This window comes from Pseudomonas sp. HD6515 (assembly GCF_024971855.1).
Lineage (GTDB): Bacteria > Pseudomonadota > Gammaproteobacteria > Pseudomonadales > Pseudomonadaceae > Aquipseudomonas > Aquipseudomonas alloputida.
In genome coordinates, this window is record NZ_CP079827.1 from 5,381,199 (window position 1) to 5,402,858 (window position 21,660).

Annotated in this window: 17 protein-coding genes; 14 read left to right on the forward strand and 3 right to left on the reverse strand. The window is 62.4% G+C overall.

The annotated features are described in order from the left end of the window. Position 1: 1 nt before the first annotated feature. A complete protein-coding gene (locus tag KW568_RS24905; protein WP_004575786.1) occupies positions 2-1,159 on the reverse strand; it encodes a pyridoxal phosphate-dependent aminotransferase in 1,158 nt (385 codons plus the stop codon). Positions 1,160-1,369: 210 nt separating this feature from the next. On the opposite strand from KW568_RS24905, the gene dksA reads away from it, so the two are divergent. The 13 genes from dksA (at position 1,370) to KW568_RS24970 (ending at position 20,259) form a co-directional block, all read left to right on the forward strand. Then, the gene (dksA, locus tag KW568_RS24910; protein ID WP_003250009.1) at positions 1,370-1,816 is read left to right on the forward strand and encodes an RNA polymerase-binding protein DksA; all 447 of its coding nucleotides are present in this window, start codon (positions 1,370-1,372) and stop codon (positions 1,814-1,816) included. A gap of 63 nt (positions 1,817-1,879) precedes the next feature. After that, positions 1,880-2,767, forward strand: coding sequence for a tRNA glutamyl-Q(34) synthetase GluQRS (gluQRS, locus tag KW568_RS24915; protein WP_003250007.1), 888 nt, complete (start codon positions 1,880-1,882; stop codon positions 2,765-2,767). A gap of 245 nt (positions 2,768-3,012) precedes the next feature. Continuing rightward, positions 3,013-3,189 carry a hypothetical protein gene (locus KW568_RS24920; protein WP_003250005.1) on the forward strand — a complete coding sequence of 59 codons (177 nt, stop codon included), beginning with the start codon at positions 3,013-3,015 and terminating at the stop codon, positions 3,187-3,189. Further along, on the forward strand, positions 3,173-6,148 hold the full coding sequence (locus KW568_RS24925) for a sensor histidine kinase (protein WP_259537089.1): 2,976 nt from the start codon (positions 3,173-3,175) through the stop codon (positions 6,146-6,148). The genes KW568_RS24920 and KW568_RS24925 overlap by 17 nt, the downstream gene beginning before the upstream one ends. Before the next feature lie 4 nt (positions 6,149-6,152). Further along, positions 6,153-7,595: a sigma-54 dependent transcriptional regulator gene (locus KW568_RS24930; protein WP_004575784.1), complete on the forward strand. Its 1,443-nt coding sequence runs from the start codon at positions 6,153-6,155 to the stop codon at positions 7,593-7,595. A gap of 968 nt (positions 7,596-8,563) precedes the next feature. After that, positions 8,564-9,946 carry a polynucleotide adenylyltransferase PcnB gene (locus KW568_RS24935; protein ID WP_003249997.1) on the forward strand — a complete coding sequence of 461 codons (1,383 nt, stop codon included), beginning with the start codon at positions 8,564-8,566 and terminating at the stop codon, positions 9,944-9,946. Then, positions 9,943-10,422, forward strand: coding sequence for a 2-amino-4-hydroxy-6-hydroxymethyldihydropteridine diphosphokinase (gene folK / locus KW568_RS24940; RefSeq protein WP_003249995.1), 480 nt, complete (start codon positions 9,943-9,945; stop codon positions 10,420-10,422). Before KW568_RS24935 ends, folK begins: the two co-directional genes overlap by 4 nt. Positions 10,423-10,684: 262 nt before the next feature. Further along, complete coding sequence (gene panB, locus KW568_RS24945) at positions 10,685-11,485, forward strand: 3-methyl-2-oxobutanoate hydroxymethyltransferase (protein ID WP_003249992.1); 801 nt, start codon at positions 10,685-10,687, stop codon at positions 11,483-11,485. After that, complete coding sequence (gene panC / locus KW568_RS24950) at positions 11,482-12,345, forward strand: pantoate--beta-alanine ligase (RefSeq protein ID WP_004575783.1); 864 nt, start codon at positions 11,482-11,484, stop codon at positions 12,343-12,345. The genes panB and panC overlap by 4 nt, the downstream gene beginning before the upstream one ends. A gap of 208 nt (positions 12,346-12,553) precedes the next feature. Continuing rightward, a complete protein-coding gene (gene pgi, locus KW568_RS24955) occupies positions 12,554-14,218 on the forward strand; it encodes a glucose-6-phosphate isomerase (protein ID WP_003249988.1) in 1,665 nt (554 codons plus the stop codon). Between the two features lie 180 nt (positions 14,219-14,398). Then, a complete protein-coding gene (gene acs / locus KW568_RS24960) occupies positions 14,399-16,333 on the forward strand; it encodes an acetate--CoA ligase (RefSeq protein ID WP_004575782.1) in 1,935 nt (644 codons plus the stop codon). 41 nt (positions 16,334-16,374) lie between these two features. Continuing rightward, complete coding sequence (locus KW568_RS24965; RefSeq protein WP_003249984.1) at positions 16,375-17,244, forward strand: oxygenase MpaB family protein; 870 nt, start codon at positions 16,375-16,377, stop codon at positions 17,242-17,244. A 78-nt stretch (positions 17,245-17,322) separates the two neighbouring features. Beyond that, entirely contained in the window at positions 17,323-20,259 is a 2,937-nt protein-coding gene (locus KW568_RS24970) for a DUF748 domain-containing protein (protein WP_004575781.1), read from the forward strand. Positions 20,260-20,361: 102 nt separating this feature from the next. On the opposite strand, the gene KW568_RS24975 is transcribed toward KW568_RS24970, so the two are convergent. Further along, on the reverse strand, positions 20,362-20,775 hold the full coding sequence (locus KW568_RS24975; protein WP_003249980.1) for a VOC family protein: 414 nt from the start codon (positions 20,773-20,775) through the stop codon (positions 20,362-20,364). A gap of 60 nt (positions 20,776-20,835) precedes the next feature. Between KW568_RS24975 and KW568_RS24980 the strand changes: the two genes are divergently transcribed. Next, the gene (locus tag KW568_RS24980; RefSeq protein WP_003249978.1) at positions 20,836-21,138 is read left to right on the forward strand and encodes a putative quinol monooxygenase; all 303 of its coding nucleotides are present in this window, start codon (positions 20,836-20,838) and stop codon (positions 21,136-21,138) included. A 76-nt stretch (positions 21,139-21,214) separates the two neighbouring features. Here the strand turns inward: KW568_RS24980 and KW568_RS24985 are convergent, their stop codons facing one another. After that, the gene (locus tag KW568_RS24985; protein ID WP_003249976.1) at positions 21,215-21,565 is read right to left on the reverse strand and encodes a BON domain-containing protein; all 351 of its coding nucleotides are present in this window, start codon (positions 21,563-21,565) and stop codon (positions 21,215-21,217) included. Positions 21,566-21,660: the final 95 nt, after the last annotated feature.

Here is a 21,660-nt window from a genome sequence, read left to right on the forward strand (position 1 = left end):
TCTACAGGCCACGGGCAATACGCTGCACCGCTTCTTCCAGGCGCGGCAGGCTCTGGGTGTAAGCGAAGCGCACATGGTGCCCGGCCAGGTGGCGACCGAAGTCCAGGCCCGGCGTGAACGCCACGTGCTCGGTTTCCAGGAAGTGTCGGCAGAATGCGAACGCATCCCCGCCGAAAGCACTGATATCGGCATACAGGTAGAACGCGCCTTGCGGCTCGACGGCAATGCGGAAGCCCAGTTCACGCAGGGCGGGCAGCAGGTAGTCGCGACGGCGGGCGAATTCGGCGCGGCGCTCTTCGAAAATGGCCAGCGCCTCGGGCTGGAAACAGGCCAGCGCGGCATGCTGGGCCATGCTCGGCGCACTGATGTACAGGTTCTGCGCCAGTTTCTCCAGGTCGGCGACCGCACCGGGCGGGGCCACCAACCAGCCAAGGCGCCAACCGGTCATACCGAAATACTTGGAAAAACTATTCAGGACGAATGCCGAGTCGTCGACTTCCAGCACGCTCGGCGCGTCCATGCCATAGGTGAGGCCGTGGTAGATCTCGTCCACGACCAGATGGCCATGCCGCTCATGGGTGGATTTGGCCAGGCAGGCCAACGCATCGCGCCCCAGCACGGTACCGGTCGGGTTGGCCGGCGAAGCAACCAGGGTACCGACGGTGTCCTTGTCCCAGTAGCGCTCAACCAGGTCGGCAGTCAGCTGGTAGTTCACATCCGGGCCCACCGGTACCAATTGGGCCCCGCCCTCGACCAGGCGCAGGAAGTGGCGATTGCACGGGTAACCCGGATCGGCCAGCAGCCAGTGCTTGCCCGGGTCCACCAGCAGGCTGCTGGCCAGCAGCAGCGCGCCGGAGCCACCTGGGGTAATAAGGATGCGTTCCGGGTCGATGTTCAGGCCATAGCGCTGCCCATAAAAGCCGGCAATTGCCTCACGCAGTGCCGGCAGACCGCGTGCAGCGGTGTAGCGCGTGTGCCCGGCGGCCAGCGCGGCCTGGCCGGCCGCAACGATGGGTGCGGCCGTGGTGAAATCCGGTTCGCCGATTTCCAGGTGGATCACGTCGTGCCCGGCCGCCTGCAGCTCGTTGGCCCGGGCCAGCAGCGCCATGACGTGGAAAGGTTCGATGGCGCGGCTGCGCGCACTGTAGGGTTGGGCCATGACCTTCTCTCAATTGGGTCTAAACTGGAGATTCTACCTCTGCACACCACCGAACATACCGCTCAGGCCGGTGTCAATTAGCAGGATCGGGCGGGGTAGCGCACCCCCGATCTATCTGGTAAGTTCGGCGGCTCGCAGTCGCAGGGCCGGCGGTCGCCGGAGATGGAGCATCCTGCGCATTGGATCAGATGAGTGAGAGGCGGTCTATTCATGTCCACCCTAGAAAAGCAAAAAGCCAACCAGAATCTTTATGGGGTTGCACCCTATCAGGAGACCAAGGGTGAGGAGTACATGGGTGAGCCCATGCGCAAGCACTTCACCAAGATCCTCACTGGCTGGAAGCAAGAGCTGATGGTCGGCGTCGACAAGACCGTTGACCATATGAAAGAAGAAGCAGCCAACTTCGCAGATCCCGCAGACCGCGCATCCCAGGAAGAGGAATTCGCCCTCGAACTGCGCAACCGCGACCGCGAGCGCAAGCTGATCAAGAAAATCGATAAAACCCTGCAGAAGATTCAGGACGAAGAGTACGGCTGGTGCGAGTCGTGCGGCATCGAGATCGGCTTGCGCCGCCTGGAAGCCCGCCCAACCGCCGACCTGTGCTTCGACTGCAAGGAAATTGCCGAGAAAAAGGAAAAAACGGTCGGCAAAGGCTGATCTTTCTTCCACCTGAACGGGGCGCATCATGCGCCCCGTTTCATTTATATGCCCAGCCTGACCATGACCGACTCCAGCTACATCGGGCGCTTCGCCCCCACCCCCAGCGGCTTCCTGCACTTCGGCTCGCTGGTCGCCGCCCTCGCCTCCTGGCTTGATGCCCGCGCCGTCAACGGCCGCTGGCTGCTGCGCATGGAAGACACCGACCCGCCCCGGGAAATGCCCGGCGCCCGCGATGCCATCCTCCAGACACTGGAACGTTATGGCCTGCACTGGGATGGCGAGGTGGTATTCCAGAGCCAGCGCCACGATGCCTATGCTGCCGTGGTAGACCGCCTGTTCAACATGGGCCTGGCGTATGCATGCACCTGCTCGCGCAAGCAACTGGAACGCTACAACGGCATCTACCCGGGCTTTTGCCGTAACGCCGGGCATGCCCGTGAAGGGGCGGCCATCCGCTTGCGGGTGCCAGAGCTGATCTACCGCTTTACCGACCGAGTGCAGGGTGAGTACCAGCAACACCTGGGGCGTGAGGTGGGCGACTTCGTCATCCAGCGTCGTGACGGGTTGTACGCTTACCAGCTGGCCGTGGTGCTGGACGATGCCTGGCAGGGTGTTACCGACATCGTGCGGGGTGCCGACCTGCTCGACAACACCCCGCGCCAGCTGTACCTGCAGGAGTTGCTGGGCTTCTCACAGCCGCGTTACCTGCATATTCCGCTGATCGTGCAGCCGGATGGGCACAAGCTGGGCAAGTCGTACCGTTCACCGCCACTGCAGGCGGAGCATGCTACCCCCCTGCTGCTGCGGGCATTGCGGGCGCTGGGGCAGGAGACAGACCCGGAACTGCTGTTGGCGACGCCGGCAGAGGTGCTGGCAGTCGCGCGCACGCAATGGCGGCCAGAAGCGATCGCGCAGCGGACCACGGTGCCAGAGGCTGATTTGCGCTGAACCTTTACCGGCCTCTTCGCGGGTGCGCCCGCGCCCACAGGGTCCTCAATAAACCTAGAGGCAACGCTTTACCTGTAGGAGCGGGCTCACCCGCGAAGAGGCCGGCACATTCATTCCACCTCTCAAAAACAAAAGCCCAATAAATTCAAACCCTTGGCGAACGCTGTGGATTCCCGCTAGCATCCCCCCTGCCATTTGCGCCAATAATAAGTTCAAGCCCGCAGCGCCCAACCATCGAGGCCAGCATGTACATCTATCGTTTGGTCCTGCTTCTGGTCGTGGGGATCTACCTGTTCTCCCCGGCCATCATGGACTGGTGGATCGAACCGACCGGAGCCTGGTACCGCCCCTACCTGCTCTGGCTGATCCTGATCGTCGTCACCTTCATCCTGCAGAGCCAAAGAGATGCCGATGAGCTTTAGCCTGACCCAGATGATCCTGATCAGCGCCGGGTACCTCATGGTGCTGTTCGGCGTGGCCTGGATCAGCGAGCGCGGGCTGATCCCGCGTTCGATCATTCGCCACCCACTCACCTACACCCTGTCGCTGGGCGTCTACGCCAGTGCCTGGGCCTTCTATGGCTCGGTTGGTCTGGCCTACCAGTACGGCTACGGCTTCCTTGCCTGTTACCTGGGGGTGTCTGGCGCATTCCTGCTGGCGCCGGTGCTGCTCTATCCGATCCTCAAGATCACCCGCACCTACCAGCTGTCATCCCTGGCCGACCTGCTGGCCTTCCGCTTCCGCAGTACCTGGGCCGGGGCCTTGACCACCATCATCATGCTGATTGGCGTGCTCCCGTTGCTGGCCCTGCAGATCCAGGCGGTGGCCGACTCGATCAGCATCCTTACCGGTGAACCGGTCAAGGCCCGGGTGGCCTTTGCCTTTTGCACGCTGATCATTCTGTTCACCATCTTCTTCGGCTCGCGGCACATCGCCACGCGCGAGAAGCATGAGGGGTTGGTTTTCGCCATCGCCTTCGAGTCGGTGATCAAGCTGCTGGCCTTGGGCGGCATCGGCCTGTATGCCTTGTATGGCGTATTCGGCGGCCCGCACGAGCTGGAAGTCTGGCTGTTGCAGAACCAGACCGCCCTTGCCGCCCTGCACACCCCCCTGCAGGAAGGCCCATGGCGCACCCTGCTGCTGGTGTTCTTCGCCTCGGCCATCGTCATGCCGCACATGTACCACATGGCCTTTACCGAAAACCTCAACCCGCGCTCGCTGGTCAGCGCCAGCTGGGGCCTGCCGCTGTTCCTGCTGCTGATGAGTCTTGCCGTGCCGCTGGTGCTGTGGGCCGGCCTGCGCCTGGGCGCCAGCACCAACCCCGAGTACTTCACCCTGGGCCTGGGCATCGCCGCCAACAACCAGGCATTGGCACTGCTGGCCTACATTGGCGGCCTGTCGGCAGCCAGCGGCCTGATCATCGTCACCACCCTGGCGCTGTCGGGCATGGCCCTGAACCACCTGGTGCTGCCGCTTTACCAGCCCCCGGCCGAAGGCAACATCTACCGTTGGCTGAAGTGGACCCGCCGTGCATTGATCGTCGCCATCATCACTGCCGGCTTCATGTTCTACCTGAGCCAGAACTACCACCAGAGCCTGGCCAACCTGGGTATCGTCGCGTTCGTCGCCACCTTGCAGTTCCTGCCTGGGGTGCTGTCGGTGCTCTACTGGCCAACCGCCAACCGCCGCGGTTTCATCGCCGGGCTGCTGGCCGGTACGCTGGTGTGGATGGTGACCATGCTGCTGCCGCTTCTCGGTAACTTGCAGGGCTTCTACATCCCGCTGCTGGACATGATCTATGTGCTGGACGACACCAGCTGGCACATGGCAGCCATCGCCTCGTTGGCGGCCAACGTGCTGCTGTTCACCCTGATCTCACTGTTCACCAACGCCAGCACCGAAGAGGTCAGCGCGGCCGAAGCCTGTGCCGTGGATAACGTGCGACGCCCGCAGCGCCGCGAGCTGCACGCCGCCTCGCCGCAGGAATTCGCCACCCAGCTGGCCAAGCCGCTGGGCGCCAAGGCCGCGCAAAAGGAAGTCGAGCAAGCACTGCGCGACCTCTACCTGCCGTTCGACGAACGCCGCCCCTATGCCCTGCGCCGCCTGCGCGACCGCATCGAAGCCAACTTGTCCGGCCTGATGGGGCCGAGCGTGGCCCAGGACATGGTCGAGACTTTCCTGCCGTACAAGTCCGGTAACGAAAACTACGTGACCGAAGACATCCACTTCATCGAAAGCCGCCTGGAAGACTACCACTCGCGCCTGACCGGGCTGGCCGCCGAACTCGATGCCTTGCGCCGCTACCATCGCCAGACCCTGCAGGAATTGCCCATGGGCGTCTGCTCACTGGCCAAGGACCAGGAAATCCTGATGTGGAACAAGGCCATGGAAGAGCTCACCGGCATCGCCGCCAAGCATGTGGTCGGCTCGCGCCTGGTCACCATCGACGAGCCTTGGCGCGGCCTGCTGCAAGGCTTCATCAACGTGCCCGACGAGCACCTGCACAAGCAGCGCCTGGCGCTGGACGGCCAGCCGCGCTGGCTGAACCTGCACAAGGCAGCCATCGACGAGCCACTGGCCCCCGGTAACAGCGGGCTGGTATTGCTGGTGGAGGACCTTACCGAAACCCAGGCACTGGAAGACAAACTGGTGCACTCCGAGCGCCTGGCCAGCATCGGCCGCCTGGCCGCCGGCGTGGCCCACGAGATCGGCAACCCGATCACCGGCATCGCCTGCCTGGCGCAAAACCTGCGCGAGGAACGCGAAGGCGATGGCGAAATCATCGAGTTGTCCAGCCAGATCCTGGACCAGACCAAGCGCGTATCGCGCATCGTCCAGTCGCTGATGAGCTTCGCCCATGCTGGCGGCAGCCACCAGAACAGCGAGGAACCGGTGTGCCTGGCTGAAGTGGCACAAGACGCCATCGGTCTGCTGGCGTTGAACCGGCGCAATTTCGAAGTACAGTTCTTCAACCTTTGCGACCCGGACCATTGGGCCGAAGGTGACCCGCAGCGCCTGGCCCAGGTGCTGATCAACCTGCTCTCCAACGCCCGCGATGCCTCGCCGCCCGGTAGCGCCGTGCGCGTGCGCAGCGAGGTTAACGAGCACACCGTCGACCTGATCGTCGAAGACGAAGGCAGCGGGATTCCGAAGAACATCATGGACCGCCTGTTCGAACCCTTCTTCACCACCAAGGACCCGGGCGAAGGAACCGGACTGGGGCTCGCTCTGATCTATTCCATCGTGGAAGAGCATTATGGGCAAATCACCATCGACAGCCCGGCCGATATCGAACGGCAACGTGGCACCCGGATCCGCGTGACCCTGCCCCGGCATGTCGTAGCGACGTCCCCTGAAATTCGAGACCGTCGAGAGAATTGAATCAATGCCGCACATTCTGATCGTCGAAGACGAAACCATCATCCGCTCGGCCCTGCGTCGCCTGCTTGAGCGGAACCAGTACCAGGTCAGCGAGGCCGGCTCGGTGCAGGAAGCCCAGGAACGCTTCAGCATTGCCACTTTCGACCTCATCGTCAGCGACCTGCGCCTGCCAGGCGCGCCCGGCACCGAGCTGATCAAGCTCGGCCAGGGCACCCCGGTGCTGATCATGACCAGTTACGCCAGCCTGCGCTCAGCGGTGGACTCGATGAAAATGGGCGCGGTGGACTACATCGCCAAGCCCTTCGACCATGACGAGATGCTGCAGGCCGTAGCGCGTATTCTGCGTGACCGGCAGAACGCCCCCGCTGCTGCACCGCCTGCCGAGCCACGCGCCAGCAATGGCAAGGCTACAGCGCCCGACAAAGGCAGCGCGGCAACGGCCAATGGCGAAATCGGCATCATCGGCTCGTGCCAGCCCATGCAGGACATGTACAGCAAGATCCGCAAAGTCGCGCCTACCGACTCCAATGTGCTGATCCAGGGCGAGTCCGGCACCGGTAAAGAGCTGGTGGCCCGCGCCCTGCACAACCTGTCTCGCCGGGCCAAGGCACCGATGATCTCGGTGAACTGCGCGGCCATCCCCGAAACGCTGATCGAATCCGAACTGTTCGGCCACGAAAAAGGCGCGTTCACCGGCGCCAGCGCCGGGCGCGCCGGCTTGGTGGAGGCCGCCGATGGCGGTACGCTGTTCCTCGATGAAATTGGCGAACTGCCGCTGGAAGCCCAGGCTCGCCTGCTGCGTGTGCTGCAGGAAGGCGAGATACGCCGGGTAGGTTCGGTGCAGTCGCAAAAGGTCGATGTGCGCCTGATCGCCGCGACCCACCGCGACCTGAAAAACCTGGCCAAGGCCGGCCAGTTCCGTGAAGACTTGTATTACCGACTGCACGTCATCGCCCTGAAGCTGCCGGCCCTGCGCGAGCGTGGCAGCGACGTCAACGAGATCGCCAGCGTCTTCCTCGCCCGCCAAAGCGCTCGCATCGGCCGCGACGACCTGCACTTCTCGGCCGAGGCCGAGCAAGCCATTCGTCACTACAGCTGGCCCGGTAACGTGCGTGAACTGGAAAACGCCGTGGAGCGCGCGGTGATTCTCAGCGAGAGCGCGGAAATTTCCGCCGAGCTGCTGGGCATCGACATCGAGCTGAGCGACCTGGAAGAGGATGACATCCTCGACAATGCCCTGGTGGTGGCCAACGCGGGCAATGCCAGCCACGAGCCGACCGAAGACCTGTCGCTGGAAGACTACTTCCAGCACTTCGTGCTTGAGCACCAGGACCACATGACCGAGACCGAACTGGCACGCAAGCTCGGCGTCAGCCGCAAGTGCCTGTGGGAACGCCGCCAGCGCCTGGGCATCCCACGGCGCAAGAGCAACGCTACCAGCGAATAACCGACCTGCGCACCGTACGCCGCAGCCTATGCGGCGTCGGTGAGATCGAGCGCCGCCCGCGCGGCGCTTCGCGGCTAAAGCCGCGCCTACATTTGTTTCGGGCCAGTCCCTCCTGTGCCACGCGCGCGCGACCGCCTTGTTGTACGACGCAATCTCGAGCCATGCGCCAAGGCGTTCGCGCGCAAATCCCACAGAAAAAATTGGCCCGAACACATGTAGGAGCAGCTTTAGCCGCGAAGCGCCGCGCGGGCGGCGCTCGGTCTCACAGGCGCTGAACGTGTCACGGCGAACACCCCAGGTAACACCTCACCTCCCGTAAAAATCTGTTACCCAAGCTTTCCGCCGTAACAGTCCCCGAGGCGTACGGTAACGAAATTGCGACATTTTCGACCTGCCAAAAATTGCAGAACCCGCTCAACCCCTTGATTTTACTGAGTTTTGAAAAGTTGGCACGGCACCTGCTATATGTTTGGTACAAGAACAATAACAAGCACTGCAACTCAGAATAAGAACAAGACGAAACGGCTCACGCACAATAAAAACAAGATGGCGGAGGCGCAGCTAACTGATTCTTTTGGAGAGGATGCGTGTTTGGGGCTTGCCCCACAACCAGGCAGAGAACAACAAAAACTGCACTAAAAGCAGCGCCTGAACTGGTTGGATCGACAGATCAACGTGTCATCAGCGGCCAAAGCAATCCGTTTGCTCTTTACCCCCGGTTTGGGGGTCGTCCACAAGTTTCGAGATTTGTGGGCAGGGCACTCAACAAAAACAAGAAGCCCAGCAAAAAAACAATAAGAGCACGCAACGACTTCTTGGGGAGCTTAGGCTCCCCTTGTCGTTTCTACCCTTCTGGCAGGCATCCTGCTACCCGCCTACACCATTCCCCGAGTAAATGCTAGAATCCCCGCCCATCATGCGGCCATTCTCCTATTCTTGGCCGAACATTCCTTCACACAGTGCATCCCATGCTGAAGAAGCTGTTCCAGTCTTTCCGCCCGCCCGTACCGGGCCCGCACCACAGGCGCACCACGCCCGAGGTGATCAACAAGAGCCAGCACTCGCTGCAGCGCCACCAGTTCAGCCGTCATGCGGTGAACATCGTGGAGCGCCTGCAAAGCGCCGGCTACCAGGCTTACCTGGTCGGTGGCTGTGTCCGCGACCTGATGCTGGGCATCACGCCGAAGGACTTCGACGTCGCCACCAGCGCCACCCCCGAACAGGTCCGTGCAGAGTTCCGCAACGCCCGCATCATTGGTCGTCGCTTCAAATTGGTCCATGTGCATTTCGGCCGTGAGATCATTGAAGTCGCCACCTTCCGCGCCCACCACTCCGAGGACGACCAGGGCGATGCCCACCGTTCGTCGCATAACGCCAGTGGCCGCATTCTGCGAGACAACGTGTACGGCACCCTGGAAGAGGACGCGCAACGCCGCGACTTCACCATCAACGCCCTGTACTACGATCCGGTCAGCGAGCGCATTCTCGATTACGCCAACGGTGTGCACGACGTGCGCAATCGCCTGCTGCGGCTGATCGGGGACCCGACCCACCGCTACCAGGAAGACCCGGTGCGCATGCTGCGCGCGGTGCGCTTTGCCGCCAAGCTCGACTTTGGCATCGAAAAGCACACCTACCTGCCAATTCGCGGCCTGGCCCCGATGCTGCGCGAAATTCCACCCGCGCGCCTGTTCGAGGAATGCCTCAAGCTGTTCCTCAGCGGCCAAGGTGCCATCGCCTTCGAAATGCTGGTTGACCTGGAGTTGTTCGAACCGCTGTTCCCGGCCAGTGCCCACGCGCTGGATGAGCGGCCGACCTACACCCACACGCTGATCAGCCAGGCACTGAACAACACCGACCTGCGCGTGAAGCAGGGCAAGCCGGTGACGCCAGCGTTCCTGTTTGCTGCTCTGCTCTGGCCAGCTCTGCCGGCCCGTGTGCTGCACCTGCAGAATCAGGGCGTGCCGCCGATCCCGGCCATGAACGGTGCAGCCCACGACCTGATCGCCGAGCAGTGCGCGCGCATTGCCATCCCCAAGCGTTTCACCCTGCCGATCCGCGAGATCTGGGACATGCAGGAGCGCCTGCCGCGCCGCAGCGGCAAGCGCGCCGACATGCTGCTGGACAACCCGCGTTTCCGCGCCGGTTACGACTTCCTGCTGCTGCGTGAAAGCGCCGGGGAAGAAACCGACGACCTGGGCCAGTGGTGGACCGATTACCAGGAGGCAAACGACAGCGAGCGCCGCGAGATGATCCGCGAGCTTGGTAGCCGTGACGACAGTGCCGGCCCGCGCAAGCGCAAGCGCAGCGGCAGCAAACGCAAGCGCAGTGGCGACGAGGCGTTCGAGTGACCATTCGCGCCTACGTAGGTCTGGGCAGCAACCTGGACGCACCTGCCGAGCAGTTGCGTAGCGCCTTGCAGGCGCTGGACCAGGTCGAAGCCACGCGCCTGGTAGCCGCCTCGGCCCTGTACACCAGTGATTCGCTGCTGCCCGGCCAACCGCGCTACACCAACGCTGTCGCCGCCCTGGACACCACCCTGGCGCCACTGGCATTGCTCGATGCGTTGCAGGCCATCGAAAACGACCAGGGCCGCGTGCGCAAGGAACGCTGGGGCCCACGTACGCTGGACCTGGACATCTTACTGTTCGGTGACCAGGTGCTCGACCAGCCACGCCTGAAAGTGCCGCATTACCACATGCATGCCCGCCCCTTCGTGCTGTATCCGTTGGCCGAGCTGGTACCGGGCGATTTCCGCCTGGCCGATGGTCGTGCCCTCGCGCAACTGCTCGACGAATGCCCATTCGTCGGCCTGGAACGCCTGTAGACCGGGCGTTCCAGCCTGCATTACCACCTCGGTAACGCCAGTAACACCCTGATCGTAACAATGCGGTAACAGGGTGATTGACTTCCCCCACCTCGCTCACGACTATAGGCGTCCCGTGTGGCACCAAAGTGCCGCATACCCGTATTTAGGCCCGGACGGACCTGTGCCCGAACATCACGCGCGATGATGTGCCGCTCCGGAAGATGACTACACGCGTTGAATGCAGTCGTTTTTTACAGCGCCTGAACGAGGAATTTCCTACATGCCTGAAGTAACCCTTACCACCCTTAACGGCCTCAAGGCCAAGGGTGAAAAAATCACCATGCTGACCTGCTACGACGCGACCTTCGCCAAGGCCGCCAGCCAGGCCGGCGTTGAAGTGTTGCTGGTGGGCGACTCGCTGGGGATGGTCCTGCAGGGCCACGACAGCACCTTGCCGGTCACCACGGCGGAGATGGCCTACCACACCGCCAGCGTCAAACGCGGCAACGACGGCGCGCTGATCCTCACCGACCTGCCGTTCATGGCCCACGCCACGCCGGAGCAGGCCTTTGCCAACAGCGCCACACTGATGCAGGCCGGCGCCCACATGGTAAAAATCGAAGGCGCAGCCTGGCTGGCCGAAACCATCCGCTTGCTGGCCGAGCGTGGTGTGCCGGTGTGCGCGCACATGGGCCTGACCCCGCAAACCGTCAACGTGCTGGGCGGCTACAAAGTGCAGGGCCGCCAGGAGGCCCAGGCCCGGCAGATGCGCGCCGACGCCATTGCCCTGGAACAGGCCGGTGCGGCCATGCTGCTGCTCGAGTGCGTACCCAGCGAGCTGGCAGCGGAAATCACCAATGCCGTTGGCATCCCGGTAATCGGCATTGGCGCCGGCAGCGCCACCGATGGCCAGGTACTGGTACTGCACGACATGCTCGGCCTGTCGCTGAGCGGCCGGGTACCGAAGTTCGTGAAGAACTTCATGCAGGGCCAACCGGATATCCATAGCGCCCTCGTCGCTTACGTTGAGGCGGTCAAGCAAGTCAGTTTCCCAGGCAGCGAACACGGGTTCAGTGCATGAATACAGTCAAGACCGTCCGCGAACTGCGCGCGGCAGTGGCCCGCGCGCGCGGTGAGGGCAAACGCATCGGTTTCGTGCCGACCATGGGCAACCTGCACAGCGGCCATGCAGCCTTGGTGACCAAGGCTGCCCAGCGCGCCGACTTCGTGGTCGCCAGTATCTTCGTCAACCCGCTGCAGTTCGGCGCCAACGAAGACCTCGACAAATACCCACGCACCCTGGCAGCCGACCAGGAGCGCCTGGTGCAGGCCGGCTGCAACCTGCTGTTCGCGCCCACCGTGGAAGATATGTACCCCGACGGCATGAGCGTGCAGACACGCGTCAGCGTGCCGCAGCTTTCCGAAGGCCTGTGCGGCGCCAGCCGGCCTGGGCATTTCGAGGGCGTGGCCACCGTGGTCAACAAGCTGTTCAACATGGTCCAGCCAGACCTTGCCGTGTTCGGCGAGAAGGACTATCAGCAGTTGGCGGTGATCCGCGCCATGGTGCGCGACCTGAACATGCCGATCCAGATCATCGGCGAACCCACCGTGCGTGCCGAAGACGGCTTGGCGCTGTCGTCGCGCAATGGCTACCTCACGCCAGAGCAGCTTACTGTTGCGCCAGCGCTGTACCGCACACTGCAGCACATTGCAGCGGGCATCGGTCATGGCCAGCGAGATTTTGCCGCGCTGGTCGCTGAAGGCCAGGCGCAACTGAGCGCAGCGGGTTTCCGCCCGGATTACCTGGAAGTACGCCATGCCGTAAGCTTGCGCCCGGCAGTGATCGATGATCGAGACCTGGTGGTGATTGCGGCGGCTTACCTGGGTAACACACGCTTGATCGACAACCTCTACCTGCATGTGGAAGAGAAGACCGCATAACGGTCTTGGGCTGCCTTGCAGCCCATTCGCGGGCAAGCCCGCTCCTGCACGTTTACCTGTAGGGGCGGGCTTGCTTGCAATGCCCCACCAAAATCCCCCTGCCATACCCATTCCCAGCACGTGGCCTTTGCCTATAATGGTGCCAGCCTGAACCCGGCAACGACTGCCGTGTCCAAGCCCTCACCACGCACCAAGGGAACCCCGCGCAATGGCGTATTACCGTACACCCCACGATGTGACGGCCCTGCCCGCCTGGCAGGCGCTTCAGAAACACCGCGACGCCATGCAAAGCTTCAGCATGCGCGAAGCCTTCGCCGCCGATGCCAAGCGCTTCGACCAGTTTTCCCTTAGCGCTTGCGGCCTGTTCCTCGACTACTCAAAAAACCTGATCACCGAGCAAAGCCGCGAGCTGCTGGTCAGCCTGGCCAATGAAGTGGGCCTGCAAGACGCCATCAAGTCGATGTTCAGCGGTGAGATCATCAACGCCTCCGAAGGCCGCCCGGTGCTTCACACCGCCTTGCGCCGGCCCGTAGGTGACAAACTCAGCGTCAACGGCGTGAACGTCATGCCGGAAGTGCACAAGGTGCTCAACCAGATTACCGAACTGGTTGGCCGCATTCACGATGGCCTGTGGCGCGGCTACAGCGAAAAGCCGATCACCGACGTGGTCAACATTGGCATCGGCGGTTCGTTCCTCGGCCCCGAGCTGGTGTCCGAAGCGCTGCTACCCTACGCCCAGCGCGGCGTGCGCTGCCACTACCTAGCGAATATCGATGGCAGCGAGTTCCACGAGCTGTCGGCCAACCTGCGCGCCGAAACCACCCTGTTCATCGTCTCGTCGAAGTCGTTCAACACCCTCGAGACGCTGAAAAACGCCATGGCCGCGCGTACCTGGTACCTGGCCCAAGGCGGCTCGGAAGCCGAGCTGTACCGCCACTTCATTGCAGTGTCCAGCAACAAGGCCGCTGCTGTAGCGTTCGGTATCCGCGAAGAAAACATCTTCCCGATGTGGGACTGGGTGGGCGGGCGCTACTCGCTGTGGTCGGCCATCGGCCTGCCGATCGCCCTGGCCATCGGCACTGCCAACTTCAAGGAACTGCTGTCCGGCGCCTACACCATGGACCAGCACTTCCAGACCGCACCGTTCGACAAGAACATGCCGGTGCTACTGGCCCTGCTGGGCGTGTGGTATGGCAACTTCTGGGACGCAAACAGCCACGCGATCCTGCCGTACGACCACTACCTGCGCAACATCACCAAGCACTTGCAGCAGCTGGACATGGAATCCAACGGCAAGAGCGTGCTGCAAGACGGTACCCCGGTGAAGACCGACACCGGGCCGGTGATCTGGGGCGGCGTGGGCTGCAACGGCCAGCATGCCTACCACCAGTTGCTGCACCAGGGCACCCAGTTGATTCCGGCCGATTTCATCGTGCCGGTGGTGAGCTTCAACCCGGTGGCCGACCACCACCAGTGGCTGTACGCCAACTGCCTGTCGCAGAGCCAGGCGCTGATGCTGGGCAAAACCCGCGAGGAAGCCGAAGCCGAATTGCGCGCTAAAGGCCTCAACGAAGCAGACATCGAAAAGCTGGCCCCGCACAAGGTAATCCCGGGTAACCGCCCGAGCAACACGTTGGTGGTCGAGCGCATCAGCCCGCGCCGCCTGGGCGCGTTGGTGGCGATGTACGAGCACAAGGTGTTCGTACAGAGCGTTATCTGGGGTATCAACGCCTTCGACCAGTGGGGTGTTGAGCTGGGCAAGGAACTGGGCAAGGGCGTTTACCAGCGCTTGGTCGGCAGCCTGGAAGACAGCGCCGAAGACGGTTCCACCCAAGGCCTGATCAACTACTTCCGCGGCCGTCACCGCGGTTGATCCAAAGCCTGTACCGGCCTCTTCGCGGGTAAACCCGCTCCTACCAGGCAACGCGTTACCTCGTAGGAGCGGGTTTACCCGCGAAGAGGCCGGCCCAGGTTGAACACCGCTCCCAGCTACACTGTCCTATCGAATAGCCGTTGCAGTCCATCGCCCCTTACAAGAGCAGGACCACCCGCCATGTTCGATATCCGCAAATACCCCCAGGCCCTGGCCGTCAGCCAGTCCGCCGCCCTCACCCCCGAAGACTACCGCCGCCTCTACCGCCAGTCGGTCGAAGACCCAGACACCTTCTGGGCCGAACAGGCCAAACGCCTGGACTGGATCAAGCCTTGGTCAAGCGTGCAGCAATGCGACCTGCATACCGGCAAGGCCCGCTGGTTCGACGGTGCGCAACTCAACGTCAGCTACAACTGTATCGACCGTCATCTGGCCCAGCGCGGCGAGCAAACGGCCTTGCTGTGGGAAGGCGACGACCCCAAGGACTCCAAGGCCATCACCTACCGCGAACTGCACCGTCAGGTCTGCCGCCTGGCCAATGCAATGAAAGCGCGCGGTGTGAAGAAAGGCGACCGGGTGTGCATCTACATGCCAATGATTCCCGAGGCCGCGTTCGCCATGCTCGCCTGCACCCGCATCGGCGCCATCCACTCGGTGGTGTTTGGCGGTTTCTCCCCCGATGCCTTGCGAGACCGTATTCTCGATGCCGACTGCCGCACCGTGATCACCGCCGATGAAGGCGTGCGTGGCGGTAAACGCATCCCACTGAAACAGAACGTCGACAAAGCCTTGGCCAGTTGCCCAGCGGTCAGTAGCGTATTGGTGGTGCGCCGCACTGGCGGCGATGTTGCCTGGGCCGAGGGCCGCGACCTCTGGTATCACGAAGCGACGAAAGAGGCCGGCGACGACTGCCCCCCTGAACCGATGGAGGCCGAAGACCCGCTGTTCATCCTCTACACCTCCGGCAGCACCGGCAAACCCAAAGGGGTGCTGCATACCACCGGCGGCTACCTGCTGCAGGCAACAATGACCTTCAAGGTGGTGTTCGATTATCGTGACGGCGAGGTGTTCTGGTGCACCGCCGATGTCGGCTGGGTGACCGGCCACAGCTACATCGTCTACGGCCCGCTGGCCAATGGCGCAATCTCGCTGATGTTCGAAGGCGTGCCCAACTACCCAGACACCTCGCGCTTCTGGCAAGTGGTGGACAAACACCAGGTGAACATCTTCTACACCGCTCCGACCGCCCTGCGCGCACTGATGCGCGAGGGCTCTGCGCCACTGCAGAGCACCTCACGCAAAAGCCTGCGTCTGCTGGGCAGCGTCGGCGAGCCGATCAACCCGGAAGCCTGGGAATGGTATTTCGAGGAGGTCGGGCAAAAGCGCTGCCCGATTGTGGATACCTGGTGGCAGACCGAAACCGGCGGCATCATGCTCACCCCACTGCCCGGCACACAGTCACTCAAACCCGGCTGCGCTACCCAGCCAATGTTCGGCGTGCAACCGGTGCTACTGGACGAAAAAGGCAAACTGATCGAAGGCCCCGGCGCCGGCGTGCTGGCGATCAAAGCCAGCTGGCCGGGGCAGATCCGCAGTGTCTACGGCGACCACCAGCGGATGGTCGACACCTACTTCAAGCCCTTGCCCGGCTACTACTTCACTGGCGACGGTGCCCGCCGCGATGCCGATGGCGACTACTGGATCACCGGGCGCATCGACGATGTGATCAACGTGTCCGGGCACCGCATCGGCACCGCTGAAGTGGAAAGCGCACTGGTGCTGCATGACAGCGTGGCCGAAGCCGCGGTGGTCGGCTACCCCCACGACCTCAAGGGCCAAGGCGTCTACGCCTTCGTCACGACCATGAATGGCGTGACACCAGATGACACGCTGAAGGCCGAGCTGCTGGCCCTGGTCAGCAAGGAAATCGGCAGCTTCGCCAAGCCTGAGCTGATTCAGTGGGCGCCAGCGCTACCCAAGACGCGCTCAGGCAAGATCATGCGGCGTATACTGCGCAAAATCGCCTGCAATGAGCTGGAAAACCTGGGCGATACCTCGACCCTGGCCGACCCAAGCGTGGTACAGGGCCTGATCGACAAACGCCTCAACCAGTAACCGGCGGCCGCAAATCTGGCCGCCCTGTACAGCAGGTCGCCATGGAAGCCCTTCGTCGCCGTATCGAAACCCAGGTCATGAGCCTCACTGGGCTGGCCCTCGGCCAGCTCGACCTGGAATCGCCCAAGGGCGACCCCGGCCTGTTCGGCCCGCACAGTATTAGCTGGCGGGTACATGGCGACTTCCCGAGCATGCTGGTCGGTGGCATCAGCGCGCTGATGCTGCAGTTGTTGCATCCCCTGGCCTTGGCCGGTGTGTGGGACCACTCCAATTTTCGTGAAGACCTGCTCGGCCGCTTGCGCCGCACCAGCCAGTTCATTTCCGGCACCACCTTCGGCGCCACTGGCGATGCCGAGTGGCTGATCGACAAAGTGCGCACCATTCACCTGCAGGTCACCGGCACTGCACCCGATGGCCGCCCTTATGCGGCCAGCGACCCGGATCTGTTGACCTGGGTGCATGTAGCGGAGGTCAGCCGTTTCCTCGCCGCCCACCTGCGTTACCGCAACCCACACCTGCCACGCGCCGAGCAGGATGCCTATTACAACGAAATCGCCCTGATCGCCGAGCGCCTCGGTGCCCGTGACGTGCCGCGCTCGTGCCAGCAAGTTGAAGACTATCTGCAACACATACGCCCACAGCTGCACTGTGATACGCGCAGCCATGAGGTCATGCGAATCCTGCTCGACGCCCCTGCACCCAGCCGCCTGGCACAGCCTGTTGGCAAACTGATGCTGCACGCGGGTATCGACTTGCTGCCCGGCTGGGCCCAGGCACTGCTCGGCCTGCAGCACGGGCCCCTGCAGCAGCGCCTGATCCGCCTGGGCCTGCGCCGCACCGCGCCGGTATTGCGCTGGGCAATGCGCGACGGCTCGGCACACCGGGCCAAACGGCGCATGGGCATTGATTGAGCGAAAAGGTTGGCCCCTGCGGAACTGATTTAACGTGCCATACTCCAAGCACTCCTGCTTAGACAGACGAAGCGACACATGTACAAAGGATTGACTCGCGCCGCTGGCGCAATCGTGGCCTTGGTAGCCCTGTATAGCCTGCTCGGCTTTCTTATTCTTCCCGGTGTCGCACTGCGCATCGCCAACCAGCAGTTGGCCCAATACGCCACCGTGCCGACCCACCTCGAACGGATCGAACTCAACCCCTTCAGCCTCGAGCTGACGCTGTGGGGCCTGCAGATCGGCGAGCCGGGCAAGGAACAGGTCGGTTTCGAGCGTCTTTATGCTAACGCCTCGCTCGACAGCCTGTGGACAAACGCCCTGCATCTGGAAGCGGTGGAGCTCGACAAACCGCGCAACGAAGTGCTGTTCGCCAAGGACGGTACCCTCAACCTGACCGGGTTGTTCAAACTACCGGCCAGCGAAGCCAAACCCGAAGAGCCGCCCAGCGACCCGTTCCCGCTGCGTATTGGCAGCATCAAGCTCATCGACGGTTACCTGCACTTCGAGGACCTGCGGCCCAGCGAGCCGATCGAGTTCCTCTACGACAACATGAATCTGGAGCTGAAAAACCTCAGCACCCTGCCCAACGACAACGCCGACATGACCTTGGTGGCCAGCGGCCCCAATGGCGGACGCATCGACTGGAAGGGCACGCTGAGCCTGTCGCCGATCGCCTCCGAAGGCACACTGAAGGTCACTGACGGCAAGATGAAGCTGTTCTGGCCCTACGTGCGCGATGCCGTGCCACTGGTGCTGGAAGACGGCGTGGTAAGCCTCGATACGCACTACAAGCTCAACCTCGCCAAACAGACCGAGCTGCTGCTGGATAACGTCTCCGTGCGCATCGCGCCATTCGCCATCAAGGCGCCGGATGGCCGACCGTTGGCACGCCTGGCCAGCCTGGAGGTTAGCGAAACCACCATTGATCTGGTCAAACAGCAGGTCACCGTGGGCAAGGTTCGCAGCGAAAAGCTCGAAACCTGGGCGGCGCTGGAAAAAGATGGCCAGCTCGACTGGCAGAAGCTGTTCGCCAGCCAACCCGCCAAGGCCACGCCGAAGGAAAAGGCCGAGCCGGCGGCCGCAGCACCTACGCCTGAAGAGAAAGCGGTCAACGAGCCAAGCAAACCCTGGCAAGTGCTGCTCAAGGACGTGCAGTTGCGCAACTACCTGGTACACCTGGCAGATCGCAGCCAGAAGGCACCGGTAGCCTTGGACATTGGCCCTCTCAATGCCGACCTGCAAGGTTTCGACAGCCTCAACCAGTCGCCCTTCACCCTCAAACTCGATACAGGTGTGGGTAAGCAAGGCAAGCTGCAGGCTGCAGGCCAGGTCAACCTGGCACCGATATGGGCAAAGCTGGATGTGAGCACCCGCGACATCGACCTGCGTGTAGCCCAGGCCTACATCAGCCCGTTCATCCTGCTGGAGCTGCGCAGCGGCATGCTCTCGAGCGACCTCAAGGTCGACCTGAAGAACACCGCGCCGCTGGCCTTCAATGTGACCGGCAAGGCGCAGGTCAGCCAGTTGCATACCCTCGACACCATCAAGAGCCGCGACTTCGTCAAATGGCAGCAGGTGAACGTCGACGGCTTGTCCTACGTGCACGGCGATGCTCTGTCGATCGACAAGGTGACCCTGCTGCAGCCCTATGCACGCTTCATCATCAACGAAGACCGCACCACTAACGTGAATGATCTGCTGATCCCGCAACCGGCCGACGCCCCGGCGAGCAGCCAGCCCAAGCCGAACACGGCCAGCAGCAACAAGCCGCTTGGCATCCATATCGGGCAGATAGACATCAACGACGGCTCGGCCAACTTTGCCGACCTGTCGCTAACCCCCAACTTCGCCACAGCCATCCAGCAACTCAACGGGCAGATCGGCACCATCGACAACCGCAAGCCACAGCCGGCCAAGGTCGACGTCAAGGGCAAGGTAGACCGCTACGCACCGGTTACCATCAAGGGCGCACTCAACCCGTTCAACCCACTGGCCAGCCTGGACATTGCCACCAGCTTCAAGCGCGTCGAACTGACCACGCTGACGCCCTACTCCGGCAAGTTCGCCGGCTTCCGCATCCGCAAGGGGCGGCTGAACCTGGACCTGCACTACTTGATCACCAACGGCCAGCTCAAGGCCGAGAACAAGGTAGTAGTGGAGCAACTGCAGCTGGGCGAGAAAGTCGACAGCCCGGATGCGGTCGACCTTCCGATCCGCCTGGCGGTGGCATTGCTGAAGGATACCGAGGGCAAGATCTCGATCGAGCTGCCGGTGTCTGGCGACCTCAACAACCCGCAATTCAGCGTGATGCCGATTGTTTGGCAAACCCTGCGCAACCTGGTGCTGCGCGCGGCGCAGGCGCCATTCAAATTCATTGGCGGGCTGATCAGCGGCGGTAGCTCGGAAGACCTTGGCAACGTGGCGTTCGCCCCCGGCTCCAGCGAACTCAGCGGCGAGGCCCAGTCGTCCTTGGACAAGCTGGCATCCGCGCTGAAAGAGCGCCCGGAACTGCGCCTGGAAATCGAAGGCACCAGCGCCCAGGCCAGCGACGGCCCGCTGATTGCCCAACAGCGCCTTGAGCGTGAGTACCAGGCCACCTGGTACAAGATCCTGCAGCGACGGGGTGACAAGGTGCCGGCCAATGCCTCGATGCTGGTGGTTGACGACAGTGACAAACCGGCGATGCTCGAAGGCATCTACCGCACCCGCCTGAAGCAGCAGCCGCCTGCCGAATGGGAGCAGTTGGGCCGTGACGAGCGCGCCGCCAAGCTGCGCGAGGCCGTGATCAAGTCGTGGGCCGAGAGTACCGCCTTGCTGCGTACCTTGGGGCAGGAGCGGGCCAGCAGCATCAAGGACTACCTGGTCGACAAGGGCAAGCTGGAAGACGACCGGGTGTACTTCATCGATACCAGCCTGGGGCAGCCTCAAAGCGATGGCCGGGTGGTGACACCGATGCACCTGGATGCCGAGTAATCCCCTCTGGCAGGCCTGGCCTGTTCGCAGGCACGCCTGCCCCCACAGGCCTGCGCACTACCTGTGGGAGCGGGCGTGCCCGCGAAGAGGCCAGCACGGGCTTTAAACCAAGCGCTGCCCCGACACCGCCGGGTGATACAACGGTTGAACCTTGTTCCCGGCCGGGTCCAGCAGGTGGAAGCTGCGTGCGCCGTCACCATGGTTGAACGGCCGGTCGAGCAAGGTCACGCCACGGGCCTTGAAGTAGGCATACCAGGCCTCCAGCTCCTCCACACTGTCGACAACGAACCCGTAGTGATCCAGGGTCTGCAACCCGTTGGCCGCCCCTGCCCCACGCCCCAATGACAGGTTGTCGTTACCGCAAGTGAGGTACACCAGGTCCTCATTGGCGCGATTCAGCACTTCCATGCCCAGCACATCGACGTAGAAGCGTTCACACTCTTCCAGGTTAGGCACCAGCAGGGCGATGTGGCGCAAGCCATTCAGGCGGCCAGGGCGTGCAGGCAATTCGGACATTGGCGAAGCTCCATTTTTGTATACAATTCATTATTGAATTTAAAACAAAAGGAGAGATTTGTGTATAGCCTGTTCATCAAGACCCGAGTGAAGCCTGGATGCGCCGACGCTTTCCTGAGTGCAATCAAGGTCAATGCTGCAGCTTCCGTGGCGAGTGAGCCTGGCTGTCTGGTGTTCGATGTGTCGCAGGACCGGGTTGATCCGGAGGTGATCTACCTGTACGAAATCTACCGCGATGATGCTGCGTATGAAGCGCATACCCAGACCGCGCATTTTCGCGACAGCCGCCCATTGGTGGAGCCTCTGATCCTTGAGCAGGAATGCTTCGAAAGCGATGTGATCGCGCGCAACCCAGTGTATTGAACTCAAGAAAAAGCCCTGGCACGGGCCAGGGCTTTGCTGAAAGTGGCCAAATCCATTTGGCCGACGGGACATTCCTTTACTCGGCTTTCAGGCCGTCAGACATTACGCTCTTGACGCCTTTGATGTTCTTGGTGATGCGCACCGCTTCTGCTTTCTGCGATTCGGTAACCTTCACATCAGAAGACAGCGAAACAACACCTTGGCTGGTCTCGACTTTGATGTCGCTGCCTGGGATGCCTTTTTCAGTCAGCAGATCAGCTTTGACCTTGGTAGTGATCCAAGTGTCGGAGCCTTCTTGCTTGGCGTTGTCGACGGTGTTGGCCGCCAACATGACTGGAGCCTGGGTTGGCTCAGCGGCGAATGCACCGTTAGCCATGGTCAGGGTCAGAGCGGTAGCAGTAGCGGCAGCAATGGCGAACTTCTTCATGTGGGTCACTCCTGTTTTTCGAAGGGTCTGCGCCGTATGTCCTGGCGTCAGGTATGAAGGTAGTTGCATGGGCTGTGCCAGCTTGGCTTCTCCGT